This is a genomic window from Crystallibacter permensis, from assembly GCF_025960875.1.
In the GTDB taxonomy this organism is placed as follows: domain Bacteria; phylum Actinomycetota; class Actinomycetes; order Actinomycetales; family Micrococcaceae; genus Crystallibacter; species Crystallibacter permensis.
Genome location: NZ_JAODLR010000023.1, coordinates 53,120 through 67,603 on the forward strand (window position 1 = coordinate 53,120; position 14,484 = coordinate 67,603).

15 protein-coding genes and 1 tRNA gene are annotated in these 14,484 nt (G+C 63.7%); 7 read left to right on the plus strand and 9 right to left on the minus strand.

The window, feature by feature from the left end:
* Positions 1 to 30 precede the first annotated feature (30 nt).
* Entirely contained in the window at positions 31 to 1,188 is a 1,158-nt protein-coding gene (locus B0G38_RS19660) for a S1C family serine protease (RefSeq protein WP_264671009.1), read from the minus strand.
* Between the two features lie 203 nt (positions 1,189 to 1,391).
* Here B0G38_RS19660 and B0G38_RS19665 point away from each other — a divergent pair, with 203 nt between their 5' ends.
* The 3 genes from B0G38_RS19665 to B0G38_RS19675 all read left to right on the plus strand — a co-directional run bounded on the left by B0G38_RS19665 (position 1,392) and on the right by B0G38_RS19675 (position 3,076).
* Complete coding sequence (locus tag B0G38_RS19665; protein WP_264671010.1) at positions 1,392 to 2,099, plus strand: ion transporter; 708 nt, start codon at positions 1,392 to 1,394, stop codon at positions 2,097 to 2,099.
* Positions 2,100 to 2,176: 77 nt separating this feature from the next.
* On the plus strand, positions 2,177 to 2,677 hold the full coding sequence (locus B0G38_RS19670; RefSeq protein ID WP_264671011.1) for a flavin reductase family protein: 501 nt from the start codon (positions 2,177 to 2,179) through the stop codon (positions 2,675 to 2,677).
* A 69-nt stretch (positions 2,678 to 2,746) separates the two neighbouring features.
* A complete protein-coding gene (locus B0G38_RS19675) occupies positions 2,747 to 3,076 on the plus strand; it encodes a hypothetical protein (protein ID WP_264671012.1) in 330 nt (109 codons plus the stop codon).
* 68 nt (positions 3,077 to 3,144) lie between these two features.
* Here the strand turns inward: B0G38_RS19675 and B0G38_RS19680 are convergent, their stop codons facing one another.
* The 5 genes from B0G38_RS19680 to B0G38_RS19700 all read right to left on the minus strand — a co-directional run bounded on the left by B0G38_RS19680 (position 3,145) and on the right by B0G38_RS19700 (position 6,486).
* Entirely contained in the window at positions 3,145 to 3,288 is a 144-nt protein-coding gene (locus tag B0G38_RS19680; protein ID WP_205834628.1) for a hypothetical protein, read from the minus strand.
* Between the two features lie 93 nt (positions 3,289 to 3,381).
* Positions 3,382 to 4,662 carry a CAP domain-containing protein gene (locus tag B0G38_RS19685; RefSeq protein ID WP_264671013.1) on the minus strand — a complete coding sequence of 427 codons (1,281 nt, stop codon included), beginning with the start codon at positions 4,660 to 4,662 and terminating at the stop codon, positions 3,382 to 3,384.
* 75 nt (positions 4,663 to 4,737) lie between these two features.
* Positions 4,738 to 5,217, minus strand: a complete 480-nt coding sequence (locus B0G38_RS19690) for a hypothetical protein (RefSeq protein WP_264671014.1) — start codon at positions 5,215 to 5,217, stop codon at positions 4,738 to 4,740.
* A 220-nt stretch (positions 5,218 to 5,437) separates the two neighbouring features.
* Positions 5,438 to 5,514, minus strand: a tRNA-Thr gene (locus tag B0G38_RS19695).
* Positions 5,515 to 5,628: 114 nt separating this feature from the next.
* Positions 5,629 to 6,486, minus strand: a complete 858-nt coding sequence (locus B0G38_RS19700; RefSeq protein ID WP_264671015.1) for a DsbA family protein — start codon at positions 6,484 to 6,486, stop codon at positions 5,629 to 5,631.
* Positions 6,487 to 6,682: 196 nt separating this feature from the next.
* On the opposite strand from B0G38_RS19700, the gene B0G38_RS19705 reads away from it, so the two are divergent.
* From B0G38_RS19705 to B0G38_RS19720, 4 genes are all read left to right on the plus strand, one after another.
* Positions 6,683 to 8,161, plus strand: a complete 1,479-nt coding sequence (locus B0G38_RS19705; protein ID WP_264671016.1) for an alpha,alpha-trehalose-phosphate synthase (UDP-forming) — start codon at positions 6,683 to 6,685, stop codon at positions 8,159 to 8,161.
* Positions 8,154 to 8,990, plus strand: coding sequence for a trehalose-phosphatase (gene otsB / locus B0G38_RS19710; protein WP_264671017.1), 837 nt, complete (start codon positions 8,154 to 8,156; stop codon positions 8,988 to 8,990). The genes B0G38_RS19705 and otsB overlap by 8 nt, the downstream gene beginning before the upstream one ends.
* A 161-nt stretch (positions 8,991 to 9,151) precedes the next feature.
* Positions 9,152 to 10,300 carry an ABC transporter ATP-binding protein gene (locus B0G38_RS19715; RefSeq protein ID WP_264671018.1) on the plus strand — a complete coding sequence of 383 codons (1,149 nt, stop codon included), beginning with the start codon at positions 9,152 to 9,154 and terminating at the stop codon, positions 10,298 to 10,300.
* Positions 10,301 to 10,332: 32 nt separating this feature from the next.
* The gene (locus B0G38_RS19720; protein WP_264671019.1) at positions 10,333 to 11,697 is read left to right on the plus strand and encodes a DUF4032 domain-containing protein; all 1,365 of its coding nucleotides are present in this window, start codon (positions 10,333 to 10,335) and stop codon (positions 11,695 to 11,697) included.
* A gap of 76 nt (positions 11,698 to 11,773) precedes the next feature.
* On the opposite strand, the gene B0G38_RS19725 is transcribed toward B0G38_RS19720, so the two are convergent.
* From B0G38_RS19725 to B0G38_RS19735, 3 genes are all read right to left on the minus strand, one after another.
* On the minus strand, positions 11,774 to 12,382 hold the full coding sequence (locus B0G38_RS19725) for a class I SAM-dependent methyltransferase (protein WP_264671020.1): 609 nt from the start codon (positions 12,380 to 12,382) through the stop codon (positions 11,774 to 11,776).
* Positions 12,383 to 12,391: 9 nt separating this feature from the next.
* Positions 12,392 to 13,771 carry an FAD-binding oxidoreductase gene (locus tag B0G38_RS19730; RefSeq protein ID WP_264671021.1) on the minus strand — a complete coding sequence of 460 codons (1,380 nt, stop codon included), beginning with the start codon at positions 13,769 to 13,771 and terminating at the stop codon, positions 12,392 to 12,394.
* Between the two features lie 123 nt (positions 13,772 to 13,894).
* Positions 13,895 to 14,377 (minus strand): SRPBCC domain-containing protein, encoded by a 483-nt coding sequence (locus B0G38_RS19735; RefSeq protein WP_264671022.1) that lies wholly within the window; start codon positions 14,375 to 14,377, stop codon positions 13,895 to 13,897.
* Positions 14,378 to 14,484: the final 107 nt, after the last annotated feature.

The window sequence follows — 14,484 nt, forward strand, 5'->3', positions numbered from 1 at the left end:
CACCCTCATTCAGCCTGCTGTGACTCCGCCTCATTCAGCGGAGGGGCGGTCCGCGAGCGTGACGGTGAGCTGGCTGGCTTCATTGCCCCGGCTGATCTCTACTTCCACCTTGTCCCCCGGTGCATGGCCGCGCAATGCCGCAAGCAGGTCCTCGGGCGTCTGGATCTCTTCGCCGCCCAGCCCCACAACCACGTCGCCAGGCTCCAGCCCGGCCTCCGCGGCCGGACCACCATCCACGACGGACAGCACCAGGGCGCCCTGCGTATCCGGCAGGCCAAGCTGCTCCGCGATCTGGGGCGTGATGGCCGCCGGTCCCAGCCCCATGAAGGCATGTTCGGCGCTGCCGTCTTCGCTCAGTTGTTCGGCAACCTCCATGGCAATTGCCGCCGGAATGGCGAAGCCCAGCGCTACGGCCCCCGCCTGCGGCGGGATGTAGGCCTCACTGATGCCGATGACTTTGCCCTCGCTGTTGACCACGGCTCCGCCCGAGTTGCCCGGGCTGATCGGGGCATCGGTCTGGATCAGGTCCACCAGCGACTGGCTGTTGGAAGCCGAGCCGGGAATTTCCCGGTGCAGCCCTGAAATGATCCCCGCCGTCGCCGTGTTGGCGAAGCCGAGCGGACTGCCGATCACCACTGCCAGCTCCCCGACCCGGGGCAGTGACGGCTCGAATTCCGCAGCGGGCAGCCCGGTCCGCTCCACCTGGACCAGGGCCAGATCCGTCACGGGGTCGTCCGCCACCACGGTGCCGGCCTCGCGCTTGCCATCGGCAAAACCGACCTCAACTTCATCCACCCCGCGGACCACGTGTTCGTTCGTCAGAATCAGCCCGTCCGCACTGTAAATGACGCCGCTGCCCAGACCACCCCTCCCGGTAAAAATAGTGACCACGGAAGGCTCCACACTGGCAACGATATCCGGTATGGAAACGCCTTCGCTGCTGCCCTGTTCGAGCGCCTGCCCTGCTGCCGGGGATGAAGCTGCACCCTCCGTCTGCGTGCCCGGCTCCTGATCCGTTGCCGTACAACCGGCCAGAAGCACGACGGCGGCAACCGCGGCTGCTGTGCAGGTCCGCCTTCGCTTGCGACTGCGGCTGCGGCCGCGTTGCGTGGCGCTGCCGGGCCCGCTGCCGCCGCTGGATGCAGGCACGACGGCGCGTAGTGGCTTTGTCTGGAAATGAAGCCGCATCAATGTCTCCTTCGCACTGTCACCAGCCAACGCCGTCGTCGTGGTGGCGTCAAGGCCCAGGCGGAGAATGGGCAAAACCTGCCCGTACCTTGGCCCGACCACGATTTCAGCGGCTGGCCGAGGCCCCGTCCAGTCGCTAGCGTTGGCAGGGAATGACTCGGTAGATGACCTGTCGTTCACAGCACGGACGAGCTGGAGGGTACATGGCGCAGCCACGCGACGATCTGGAAACAGCGGCACGCCTGGACCGCGCCGAGGTGTTGGCTGCCCGGCTCGACCGGCCGATGGGCGTCCTGGGTCTGCTGTTTGTGTTCGTCGTCCTCGGCCAGATGCTGGCCACCCGGCCCGGGCTGCTGACGTTCCTGTCGGTTCTTGGCTGGCTGTTCTGGGGCATCTTCGTCGCGGAATTCCTGCTGCGCGCCTACATAGCCAGGTTCCACCGCCGGTTCTGGAAGCGCAACTGGTGGCAGATCATTTTCCTGTTGGTGCCCTTCCTGCGCTTTTTCCGTGCATTGCAGGCGCTCCGGGTGTTCCGGACGGCACGTCTGGCCAGATTCGGCAGTGTCCTCTCCGCCGGTATCCGCGGCGGGCGTTCAGCCGGCAGGCTGCTTTCGGGCCGGATCGGTTGGCTCGCAGCAGTCACGGCCATGGTCATTATGGTCGCCAGCCAACTGCTCTATGTATCCGGCTCCTATCAGCGGTACGGCGATGCCTTGCATGAAGCCGCCATGTCGACCATTACCGGCAGTGAACTGACTGCTGCGGGCGGCTTCGTGCGGCTGCTGGAAGTGCTGCTGGCGGTCTATTCCGTCGCAGTTTTCGCGACCTTGGCAGGCGCCGTCGGCGCGTTCTTCCTCCGTGGCAGCGGCCCTGGAGAGCCCGTGCTGCCTCGCGGCGAGGACGGCTCCTAGACCGGAACACCCGCCCGTAGGATGGAAACTAGACGGCCGGACACCGGTATTTGGCATGATGAGCGGCGGGAGAAAGTATGAGCACTGATGTGGACACGGATGCCTTTGTCTCAGGGCTCGATTATCCGATGTATATCGTCACGGCGGCTTCGACCGAAGGCGGCGATACGTCGCTGTCCGGTTGCCTGGTCGGATTTGCCACCCAGTGCAGCATCAGCCCCGTCAGGTTCATGGTGTGCATTTCAAAGCAGAACCGCACCTACCGTGTGGCCCGGAACGCCAACGTGCTCGGCGTTCATGTTCCAGGTTCCGGCCAACGGGAGCTCGCTGCCCTGTTCGGAGAAAATACCGGCGACGAGGTGGACAAGTTCGGCTCCTGCAATTGGCGGGAGGGAGCAGGCGGCGTTCCCGTCCTGACCGACTGTCCCCGCCGAATGATCGCGGACGTCCTGGACCGGTTTGATCTGGGCGACCATGTGGGCTTCCTGCTGGCCCCTTCCCAGATAGAGGCTGATCCGGGAACAGAGCCCTTGCAGTTCTCCCAGGTGCTGGATCTGGACGCCGGGCATTCGGCCTGAGCTTCCCTGATACCGGACGCGCCGACGCAGAGACCAAATACTGTCAGTAGCGGGACGTAAATTGGGAGCATGAGCACGAACAACACACCCAGCACCGGATCACTGCAACGCGGCAGCGCAACCATAGCCGCCCAGCATCCTCAGCGGGGCCGGCGTTACAGCATCGAAGAGCTTGAAGCCCTGGCGCATGAGGGGAACGCCTGGGCCATGGGCAAAGTAGACGAATGGGAACAGCGGTTCGCCAACGACTATGCCGGAGACCTCTCGGACACGTGTCCGGATGAAGATTGCGAGCACTTCGGAGAATCGGTCAACGTCCTCTATGGCGAGCGCGGCACGGTCCTTGAGGTGGACCACGGCACCTGGAGCCATTACCCGGCGATAGCCAAGGCTTCCTGACCAGACGGACACCAGGTCCCGCGGGAGCGGGGCCTTAGGCCGGCGGCCCAGTGCCGCGGCCACTGCAGTCAGGGTGTTGCGTCGCCCGTTCCCTCCGAAGCCGGGGGCAACGTGTCCTCCAGGTCCTCGTCGATCTCGGACCCGGGTTCAATGACGACGCCGTCTTCGCGCTGGTCAATCTCGGGATCCAGTTCCGGTTTATCTTCGCTCACAATCCGCCTCCTTGACCCCCTCCGCCCACTATAAGCCGGACCCGCTGATCTTCAGGGCGAAACCGTGAAACCCTGAACAGATCAAACCCTCTGCTAGCTCCCCAGCATGAGTGTGTCCCAGCCGCCTTGGCCGATGGTGCTGCGCCGGTTGACCTGGTTCGGCGAGACCGGGTAATGATGCAGGTTCCCGTACCTATCCCGCGCCAGAATGCCCGGCCTGCTATTCCCCAGATGATTGTTCATGGAAGACAGATGGTGCATGGTGTTCCAGCCGGACGCGCCGATGATCCTGCGGTATTCGGAAACGAACCGTGCGTTGCCGTGGGTGCGGTACAGCTTCAGCTGGCCTTGCGGGGTCTTGGCGACCAGGTCCATCCTGCCGTCGTAGTCGAAGTCCAGCGCGAATATTTCCAGGTTCGCCCAGCCCGAGGCGCCGATCTGCAAGCGGGAGCCGTGCCGTTCACCGTAAGGATTGTTGTAGTAATAGAGCCTGCCGTTCGACTCGTTCTTGGCAACCATTCCCGGGTATACGTCCCCCTGTTTCCAATCGGTCACCGTAATGTCGTAGTTGGCCCAGCCGGAGCTGCCCACGGTACGGGCCGCTGCCAGACCTCCTCGCGCCAGCCCGTAATGCACGGTCAGTTTCCCTGAGCTCCATCTGGCTATAACGTCCTGAATACCGTCAGCGTTCCAGTCGGCAACTTCAACTTCAAGCACGCCCTTGAACCCGGAGGCGATGTAGCTGCGCTTCCACAGGTCGCCGCCGAAGGCGGTGGGATAGTTGTACAGGTTTCCGGCGGAATCGACGGCGGCGACGTCGCCGTCTTTGAAGGACGCCATGTCAATGCCCGGGTGCGGCGGCAGTTCCGCACGTGTGCCGGGATAGCCGGCGATATTGGCAACGACGACGTACATGCCGTACCAGCCGGACTTGGTCGTCTTCATATAGCCGATGCCGATGTCCGTGGCGCTTGGGCTCAACATGCCTGCCTTGTGCGCGGGAGAGTTCATCCACCAGTCCACAATCTGCTGGGCGTTGTTGTTGATGCCGATGATTTCCGTGTACCAGTCGTAACCGTCGGGGAGGTGCTGGCTTCCGTAGCCGGGACGGTGGATCGTCGAGAGGCTGTACTTGTCCCTGTTGATGCGGTTGTTCTGCTCTTCCGCCCATTGCTGGGAGACGTTGCCGACGCTCTGGTTCCAGACCACCGGTGACAGTCCATGGCCGGCCCGTTCCTCGTTGATCAGGCGCAACACCTCTTTGACGAAGGGGTCGCTGGCCGACCGGGTCACTGCGGACGCAGGCCCCATCCCGGACAGGAGCATCATCAGCAGCACAGCCAAGGCAATGAATGGTTTAACAGTTTTTTGCACAAGTAGAAGCTTAGATGCTTACCTCCCCTGATGGAACGTTTTTTGAAAATCCTTTAACCATATTTCTTCCCTCGGTCAAGGATGACGCTCCGGCGTGTCCGCTTTTAGTCCCGAAATTCGGTCCAGAAGTAAGACGGCCACGGCCGCCAACATTGCCGCGGCGAAGAAGACAGGCGCGGCCGAGGGCAGTTCCGTCCAGGACGGAACCCCGCCGCCCAGCACTGTCATCATCAAAATGAACGCGAAAGCAGCACCCAGCAGTGCTCCGGCTCCGGCAACCGCCGCCCTGAGCCACAGCCTGCCCTGCAACCGGCGCCCGCTGATGAGAAGAGCCGTGATTGATACGATGCTGGCCGTGATCCCTATGAAAGCCCCGGCAATGGCGCCGAGCATCAGGGCAAACTGCCCCATGTCCACGCCACCGGCGCGACCCGTTGCCGGTGCATTGGCGAACGCAAACAAGGCTGTGGGCACGAACCCGTAGAACGCACCGACGATGGCGCCGACGACTGTCCCGCCGATGACCAGAATGACGCCGACCGGCACAGATTTCATGGGCCTGCTCCTGCTCCCCCACTTGCCCCGGGATCCACTCTCCCGGGCACTGCAGGACGGTGCGCGTCCATCATCGTTTCATTCTTCCCCTCGATGGGCCTCCGGGGAAGCCGCATCGGCCGCATCGCATGGAGACCATCAGGACGTCCGCACAGCAGGGACTGCCAAAAACGAAAAGAGGCTTCGCTTCCTAACCTTCAGGAACCGAAGCCTCTCGTGCTGGAGCCCCCTGCCGGATTCGAACCGGCGACCCCCTGTTTACAAGACAGGTGCTCTGGCCAACTGAGCTAAGGAGGCGCGCTGGCTTCACAGCCAACTGTGCTGGAAATTCCAGCTAGATAAGGTTAGCCCAGTTGGGCGCTCCGCGCGAAACGCAAAGCATCCAACCGGGCGTCCCCCTCGGAATGTGAACTAGGAGCGGGCGTCGATGATCGGCTGGGCGAACTCAACGAAGTCGCCGGTGTTATCCCAGACCTGGCCGTCGACGTAAACAGCAGGTGTTCCGCCGACGCCATCAGCGCGGGCCAGGGCATCGGCGTAAGCGGCGTAGGGGCGGTAGGTCCCGTCCTGGATACAGCTTTCTGCACCTTCGGCGCCGGCCTCGGCAGCAGTGGCCGCGAGCTCATCGCTGGAGAGACCGGTGGGTACCTGCTTTTCGAAGAGCAGTTCCATGAAGGAGAGGTAGTTCTCCGGCGAAGACTCGGCCACGCAAGCCAGGGCGTTGGCGCCGCGGGACGAGTAGTTCCCGGTAGCCGGCTGGTCGAGAAACGCCACAGCGCGGTATTCAACCGTGGCGTCGCCGTTGTCCAGCCATTCCTTCAGCTGATCGCTGTAGGTCGCTTCGAACGTGGCGCAGTGACTGCAGGCGGCATCCACGTAAATCACGATCTGAGCCGGCTCACCCGCGGGGGCCTCGGCGATGCCGCTGGGCACGGCCGGCGGCTCCGCCTCGGCGTCGATACTGTTCACGTCCACAGTGGTCTGGGTGGTCGGCTCCAGTTCGGTGCTGGACGTCAGCGTGATGCCGCCGTATTCGTTGCCGTTAGCCGGAGTGGGACCGGCATCCGGGAAGTCCCCGCGCTGGTTGGTGGCCACGATGATGGCAACAATGGCGACGATCGCGACAACAGCTCCGATAACACCCCAGCGGACCAGCAGCGAATTGCGCTTTTCCTTGCGTTGCTGCGTTTCACGCATTTGACGGGCCTTTTCACGCGCCTCGGCGGTACGCTCGGCCTTGCTGGGCCTGGGGGTGTTCTGGGATGCCATATGTCCTCAAGTCTTTCGGCTTTGCTGGCGGCCACGTCCGGCCGTCCGAACAAAAGCTTAGTTGAAACTACAATATTCGCGGTGCTCTCGTGGTGCAGCTCACCGCACTTACATTCATTATTAACGCACCGGGACTGCCGGATGGTTCCTGTCTTATAGAGTCAATATCAGGATTCACTACGGTCAGGAGAGTCACATGGCGGAAACCAAGGCGAACAATTCTGGCGCGACGGACGGATCCGGCTTTGGAGACTATGACTTCATCGTAGTCTCCAACCGGTTACCGGTAGACCGCGTTACAGGCGAGGACGGCGACAATAGCTGGCGCCGATCGCCGGGAGGCTTGGTCACCGCCCTCGCACCGGTGATGGCAAAAACGGAGGGGGCCTGGATCGGCTGGCACGGTGCCGCGGATGAAGTCTTAAAGCCCTTCGACCACGACAATATGCGTCTGGTGCCGGTTGAGCTCAGTGCCGATGATGTGGAGCTGTATTACGAGGGATTCTCCAACGCAACGCTCTGGCCGCTCTATCACGACGTCATCGCCCCGCCGGAGTTCCACCGCACCTGGTGGGAGGTTTACAAGGCAGTCAACCGGCGCTTCGCCGAGGCCACTGCCGACTCCGCGGCGGAAGGAGCCACCGTTTGGGTCCAGGATTACCAGCTGCAACTGGTCCCCAAACTGCTGCGCGAACTGCGGCCAGACCTGAAAATCGGATTCTTCAACCACATCCCGTTCCCGCCGCTGGAGATATTTGCCCAGCTGCCCTGGCGCCGCCAGGTGATCGAGGGGCTGCTGGGGGCGGATCTGGTGGGCTTCCAGCGTCCCAGCGACTCAAGCAACTTCCTGCGCTGCGTCCGGCGTTTCAGCGGACACACGATCAAGTCCCAGCATGTGAACATCAGGACCGACGACGGCGACAGGATCTGCCGGGCCGGTGCCTTCCCGATCTCGATCGACGTGGATCAGATCAACCAGCTGGCCCAGAGCCCCGAAGTCATCGAACGGGCCAGGCAGATCCGCGAGGAGCTGGGCAACCCCAAGACGGTACTGCTGGGCGTAGACCGGCTGGACTACACCAAGGGCATCCAGCACCGGATCAAGGCGTATGGCGAACTGCTTGAAGACGGCAGAGTCACCGTGGAGGACGCGGCCCTGATCCAGGTCGCCAGTCCCAGCCGCGAGCGCGTCGAATCCTACCGGCTGCTGCGCGAGGAGATCGAGGGCGCGGTGGGCCGGATCAACGGCACCTACGACACCCTGAGCAACACCGCGATCCGCTACCTGCACCACAGCTACCCCAAGGAAGAGATGGTGGCGCTCTACCTCGCCGCGGACGTCATGCTGGTCACCGCGCTGCGGGACGGAATGAACCTGGTGGCCAAGGAATACGTGGCCTCCCGGACCGGCGTCAACGGTGCCCTGGTGCTCAGCGAGTTCGCCGGCGCCGCCGACCACCTGAAACAAGCCATCCTGGTGAACCCGCACGATATCGACGGGCTCAAGGACGCGATCATGCGCGCCGTCGAAATCGCCCCCGGCGAGTCCACCCGCCGGATGCGTGTCATGCGCCGCCAGATTCTGCAGAACGACGTCGAGCAATGGTCCCAGAGTTTCCTCCGCGCCCTCGATGGGGAAACGCTGGGCAAGACACCGAGGAGCGGCGATGAATAAGGATGATGCGGCAATGCATGAGAACCGTGCCGCGGTGAATGAGAAGAGCGTGGAGCTGGACCCGGCTTTGCTCCGTGCGCTGGAGAAAATCAGCAGCACGCCGCGGCTGCTCGTAGCGCTGGATTTCGACGGCACATTGGCGCCGATTGTCGCCCGCGCCGAAGACGCCCGGGCGCTGCCGGCCGCCGCTGCCGCCGTCAAGGAACTGCTCGAACTACCCGAAACAACGACGGCGTTCATTTCCGGCCGCGCTCTCGAGAGTCTGCGGCTGGTCGCCTCGCCGGACGATAGAACCCTGCTCATCGGTTCGCACGGCGCCGAAGTCTTCACCGGACCCGGCAGCCCCGCCCTGACCTTGGACCAGGCGCAGGCGTTGGCGCTGCGCCGGGCCACCGCGGTGGTCGAAAAGGTGGTCGCTGCCCACCCGGGAACGAGGCTGGAAGCCAAGCCGGCCGGCGTCGTACTCCATACCCGCACCGCGGAAGATTCGGTGGCCGAAGCGGCCACCGAGGAAGCACGCCGCCAGCTGTCGGCCATCGAGGGACTGCATCTGACGGACGGCAAGCGGGTGCTCGAGACCTCGGTCCTGAGCTCGGACAAAGGGCAGGGCCTGGAACTCCTGCGCGCGTTTACTGAGGCTACCGCGGTGTTCTTCGCGGGCGACGACGTCACGGATGAGGACGCCATCAAGGCCCTGCAGCCGCAGGATCTTGGCGTCAAGATCGGCCCCGGGGGCTCCGGGGCGGCCTTCCGGGTGGACTCCCCGGCCGCTTTTGCCCAAGTGCTCGAAACCTTGGCGGAACTGCGGCGGGCCGCACCGCAGGGCTGAACCGGCTTCCCCACAGAACTTACCGGACGCCCAGTACCTAGCCGCAGCAAGGAATTTGCCTCCGCATGCAATACTTGTTTCCGTGAGCCAGCTCACCTAACTGAATATCAACCCATCACAACGGATCGTCGGGCACGTACCTGCCCGTGAAGGGAAACACCATGGCAACGGTAACGTTCGATAATGCTACGCGCTTGTACCCGGGCACGGAGAAGCCCGCCGTAGACAAGCTTGACCTGGAGATCGCGGACGGCGAATTCCTCGTCCTTGTCGGCCCCTCCGGCTGCGGAAAGTCCACCTCCCTGCGGATGCTGGCAGGCCTGGAAGATGTGAACTCCGGACGGATCCTGATCGGCGACCGCGATGTCACCGATGTTCCGCCGAAGGACCGGGACATTGCAATGGTGTTCCAGAACTACGCCCTCTACCCGCACATGTCCGTGGCCGAGAACATGGGCTTCGCGCTCAAGATCGCCGGCATCGCCAAGGAGGAGCGCGCCCAGCGCGTCCGCGAGGCGGCCAAGCTGCTGGACCTCGAGGATTACCTGGACCGCAAGCCGAAGGCGCTCTCCGGCGGCCAGCGCCAGCGCGTTGCCATGGGCCGTGCGATTGTCCGTAATCCGCAGGTCTTCCTGATGGACGAGCCGCTCTCCAACCTGGATGCCAAGCTGCGCGTCCAGACCCGGACGCAGATCGCCTCGCTGACCCGGCGCCTCGGTGTCACCACCGTCTACGTCACCCACGACCAGGTCGAAGCGATGACCATGGGCGACCGCGTCGCCGTGCTCAAGGACGGCATCCTGCAGCAGGTGGACTCCCCGCGCAACCTCTACGACACTCCGGCCAACATCTTCGTGGCCGGGTTCATCGGCTCGCCGGCCATGAATCTGCTGGAACTGCCAGTGGCCGACGGCGGCGTCCAGTTCGGCGGAACGGTGTACCCCGTACCGCGCGACGTGCTCGGTTCGGCGCACGGCAGCACCGTCATGCTCGGCGTACGTCCGGAGGACCTGGAGCAGGCCCCGGACGGCCAGGGTCTGGCCGTTGAGATCGATGTGGTCGAGGAACTTGGCGCCGACGCCTATGTGTATGGCCATACCGAAGTCAATGGCAGCCGGCACGACATCACGGGCCGCGTGGACGGCCGCACGCCGCCGAAGGCCGGCACCACCGTGTATGTGCGCCCGAAGCAGGACCATGTGCACCTGTTCGACACCCAGACCGGCCTGCGCCTGGGCGGTAATGCGCCGGCGGCGCCTCATGCATCGCTGGCCGATCTGGACCGGCCGTTGGAGGCGGACAAGGCCTGAATTCCGACATCCCTTTCAACAGGCCGGTGCAGATGGACGCCAACTGGCACAACGAACCCACCGACTTCGGGCAGGTGGGCAAACTGCCCCGCCCGCACAATGGCGGAGCGGCCACGGTCCTGGGTTCGCTGAACATCACCTCGGCCACCACGGACGAGAGCCTGCTTGACCTGCCTTGGCATATCGCGTTGGAAGAGTGGCCGGCGAAAAACCTGGCCGCTCTTCCACGCGGTATTTCCCGGCATATTGTCCGGTTCGCGCATCTGAGCGGTTCCGTGATTGCCATCAAGGAAACCAGCGAGCATATCGCCCGGCACGAATACCATATGCTCCGCAAGCTCCAGCGGTTGGACGTGCCCTGCGTGGAACCGGTCGCCGTCATCAGTGGCAGGCACACCACGGACGGTGCGGAGCTGGATCCGGTGCTGGTCACCCGGCACCTGAAATTCTCGCTTCCCTACCGGGCGCTGTTTTCCCAGACCCTGCGCAGGGACACGCTGACCCGCCTGATCGATGCACAGGCCCTGCTGCTGGTCCGGCTGCATCTGGTCGGCTTCTACTGGGGCGACGTCTCCCTGTCCAACACCTTGTTCCGCCGGGATGCCGGCGCGTTCGCCGCCTATCTGGTGGATGCCGAGACGGGTGAGCTCTACCCGAAGCTGTCCAACGGCCAGCGCGAGTACGATCTGGAGATAGCCCGGGTCAACATCGCCGGCGAGCTGATGGATCTGCTTGAAGGCGGCTTGATTGAGGACAAGGTCGACCCGTTGGCCACCAGCGAGCGGATCATGGACAGCTACCGCAAGCTGTGGGCGGAACTGACCGAGAAGGAGTCCTTCGAGCTGGGCGACCGCTGGCGGGTCAATGCCCGTATCCGCCGGCTGAATGATCTCGGTTTCGATGTCGAAGAGTTCTCCATCAAAACAACGCCGGACGGGTCCCAGATCCAGCTCCAGCCCAAAGTCGTGGATGCCGGGCACCACCAGCGCCGGCTCATCCGCCTGACCGGACTGGACGTTCAGGAAAATCAGGCGCGGCGGCTGCTCAATGACCTGGACGGCTACCGCGCAGACAACAATCCGGATCTGGACGAGGAAATCAGCGCCCACGCGTGGGTCCGCCACGTCTTCGAGCCGGTGGTGCGAGCCATTCCGCGCGAACTGGCGGGCAAACTGGAACCGGCCGAGGTGGTCCACCAGGTGCTCGAGCACCGCTGGTACATCTCCGAGAGCCAGCGCCGCAATGTGCCGCTGGCGGAAGCAGTCCAGGCTTATATCGACGACGTGTTGCGCCACCGCCGGGACGAAGCGGCGATTTTACTCAACCCCGACGACAAGACCGCGAGGCTGCTCGCCGAGAACTCACTCGACAACGAGAACGACAACGACGACGAGTAGGACCCGCGAGGGAACCTCCGGAGTTGTGTAAGGCCCCTGGACCACGCACTGATCAGTGCAGGGCTGGCGCCAGGCTTTACCTGGCCAGGCTGAAGACGGCCACCAGGAAGTCCGAGGACGGTGTGAAGGGACGCAGGTCCCAGGTCCCGAACTTGTGGTCGGCGGCCAGGCCGGCTCCGGATGCGTCTGCCATGAACTGGTCGAAGTCGTATCCCCTGCCGGCGCCGAACCCGGTCACGAGCCGGCCTTCCGGTGCCAGGTGCCGCGCCATTCTCGCCAGGACTTCCGGCGCCGTACCGGGAGCCAGGAACGTGAGCACGTTGCCCGCACAAACGATCAGGTCGAAGGCCTCGGCAACCCCCTGTGAAGGCAGGTCCAGCTCGGCCAGGTCTCCGACGAACCAGTTGACGTCCGGGTGGTCGCGCCGCGCGGCTTCAATCAGCTCCGGATCGACGTCGACACCCACCACTTGGTGGCCGCGGACCGCCAGCTCACCGCCCAGCCGGCCCGGACCGCAGCCGGCGTCCAAGATCCGGCTGCCCCGCTCTGCCATGGCATCGATCAGCCGGGCCTCGCCGTGAAGGTCGTTTCCTTGGGCTCGCATATTCTCGAAACGCTGGATGTACCAGGCCGAATGGCCCGGGTTCTCACGCTTCTGGGCTTCCCATAATGTCTCTTTACGCACAACCACAGCCTACGCCTCGATCCGTTCCGGCAATGCCTTGCCCGGGTTCAGCAGCCCCTTCGGGTCGAACAGTGCCTTGATCCCGCGCTGCAGCTCCAGCACTTCTTCCCGCTGTTCAAGCGGGAGCCAACGCACTTTGTACTGACCGACACCGTGTTCGCCGGTAATGGTGCCGCCCAGCGCAAGGCCCACCTCGATGGACTCATCCAGCGCGGCGTTAAGTACCGGAACCTTCTCCGCCTCTCCAGCCGACACCCAAAAGGTTGGATGGAGGTTCCCGTCGCCGGCATGCGCCACAACTTTGAGCCCGACTTCATGGTCAGCGGCTATCCGTTCGAGTTCGGCGATGTAGTGGACCAGCTGGGACCGAGGCACGGCAACGTCCTCGCCCACGCGGTAGACATCGTCCACTTCCGCACCTCGGCTGTGCCGGCGCAGCTCCACCAAACGGACGGCTTCCTCGCTGACTTCAGCGGTAACAGTGGCACCGAGACCCCGCAGTACCTGCCGGACGATCGTCGCTTCGGTCTCTGCTGCAAACCCGTCCGTTTGAATCAACAGCAGCGCACCGCCGCGCTGGCGCAGGTCGGATCCTTGTTCTGCATCCAGCTGGACCAGCGTGTTGCCGTCGAGCAACTCCATGATTGCCGGCTGCACACGCGCCTTACCGACTGCCAGCACGCCGGCCGCCGCCGTCGTCACTTCGGGGAAGAACGCGGCAATCGTCTGCACATCGGCAGGAAGGTAGCGCAGCCTCACTGTGGCCCCTACAACGACGCCGAGGGTGCCCTCGGAGCCTACGAACAGGCCCGTCAGGTCATAGCCCGCCACGCCCTTGAAGGACCGGCGCCCGGTCCGGATAAGTGTGCCGTCAGCAAGCACGACGTCGAGAGCCAGGACTGATTCACGCGTAACGCCGTACTTGGCGCAGCGCAGTCCTCCCGCGTTCGTCGCGACGTTGCCGCCGATCGTGGATGTCTTATAGCTGGCTGGATCGGGAGCGTACATCAACCCGTATTGGGCCACTGCAGTATTCAGATCGGCGTTGACGACGCCGGGCTCCACACGGGCGATTTCGTCCTCGGGGTGGATCTCGAGGATGCGGTCCATTCGTTCCAGGCTCAACACGAGGCAGCCGGTCGTGGCATGGGCGCCGCCGGACACACCTGTACCAGCGCCGCGGCAAACTACCGGCACGCTGTGCGTATGCGCCAACTTCATGACAGCCTGCACGTCTTCAACGCTTTGCGCCCACACAACAGCGATGGGTAATTTGTGTTCCATCACCGGGCCCTGGTCCAGGGCATGCGCGGCCAGTACGTCTTCCCGGACGCTCACCTGTTCTGCCGGCAGCGCTGCTTGCAGTGCGCTAATGATGGAGTCAGTCATTAGTTAGGGCCTTCCGAATCTCGTCGTTCGATATTTCCGGTCCAAAGACGCGGACTGTGCACGGCTGCGAACGCTGGCTAGAGCCAGCGGTCCTTGCCGTGTCGATTTCAGGGGAGCGCTACTTCAGCGAATGGCCCCCATGAACCTCGCATATTTGCTCAGCACGGACGGCCAGTCCTGCTGGTACTTTAGTCGGCGTTCCGCGCCATCGGCCGCTTGGTCCCAGTCCGAGTGCCTCAGCCGTACGACGGTACCCTGGCCCTCCGCCGTGAACCGGACTTCGAGTCTGGTGGCTGTTAAGGGCCCTGCTCCTGGATGCCAGGTGAGGGATAGAAGCCGGCCCGGCTCCCATTCAAGAATGTCGCCCCAGTTGCGGACCTCGTCCCGGTCCGATGTCTCTGTCAGGACTGTCTCTTCGAACTCAACGTGTGCCCCGTCGCCGAAGACGCTGTGGGTATCCACCGGCCACCAAAGGTGGATCAGGTCGGTGAAACCCTCAAAGGCCCGTTCCGGCGGGTGCGGGACCGTGACCTCAAAGGTAATCGGTTCCAAGACTTTGGAAGGCTGAGGTTCTTCAGCAGCGTGCGAGAACAGCGATGGGCTCATACCCCAAGCCTAACGGGGTCGACCTACCTCGTTCGCCGCTTAAATGGGTGAAGGGCTCCACCGTCATGGTGGAGCCCTTCACTTTCAAAAGATGTCCGGCGGTGACC

What these genes read in the sequence shown, in the direction of transcription:
- B0G38_RS19670 (WP_264671011.1), top strand. Translation starts at nt 2,177, where the DNA reads ATGAGCACTGATGTGGACACGGATGCCTTTGTCTCAGGGCTCGATTAT.
- otsB (WP_264671017.1), top strand. Translation starts at nt 8,154, where the DNA reads ATGAATAAGGATGATGCGGCAATGCATGAGAACCGTGCCGCGGTGAAT.
- B0G38_RS19730 (WP_264671021.1), bottom strand. Translation starts at nt 13,771, where the DNA reads ATGACTGACTCCATCATTAGCGCACTGCAAGCAGCGCTGCCGGCAGAA.
- B0G38_RS19700 (WP_264671015.1), bottom strand. Translation starts at nt 6,486, where the DNA reads ATGGCATCCCAGAACACCCCCAGGCCCAGCAAGGCCGAGCGTACCGCC.
- B0G38_RS19690 (WP_264671014.1), bottom strand. Translation starts at nt 5,217, where the DNA reads ATGAAATCTGTGCCGGTCGGCGTCATTCTGGTCATCGGCGGGACAGTC.
- B0G38_RS19715 (WP_264671018.1), top strand. Translation starts at nt 9,152, where the DNA reads ATGGCAACGGTAACGTTCGATAATGCTACGCGCTTGTACCCGGGCACG.
- B0G38_RS19675 (WP_264671012.1), top strand. Translation starts at nt 2,747, where the DNA reads ATGAGCACGAACAACACACCCAGCACCGGATCACTGCAACGCGGCAGC.
- B0G38_RS19705 (WP_264671016.1), top strand. Translation starts at nt 6,683, where the DNA reads ATGGCGGAAACCAAGGCGAACAATTCTGGCGCGACGGACGGATCCGGC.
- B0G38_RS19735 (WP_264671022.1), bottom strand. Translation starts at nt 14,377, where the DNA reads ATGAGCCCATCGCTGTTCTCGCACGCTGCTGAAGAACCTCAGCCTTCC.
- B0G38_RS19665 (WP_264671010.1), top strand. Translation starts at nt 1,392, where the DNA reads ATGGCGCAGCCACGCGACGATCTGGAAACAGCGGCACGCCTGGACCGC.
- B0G38_RS19660 (WP_264671009.1), bottom strand. Translation starts at nt 1,188, where the DNA reads ATGCGGCTTCATTTCCAGACAAAGCCACTACGCGCCGTCGTGCCTGCA.
- B0G38_RS19720 (WP_264671019.1), top strand. Translation starts at nt 10,333, where the DNA reads ATGGACGCCAACTGGCACAACGAACCCACCGACTTCGGGCAGGTGGGC.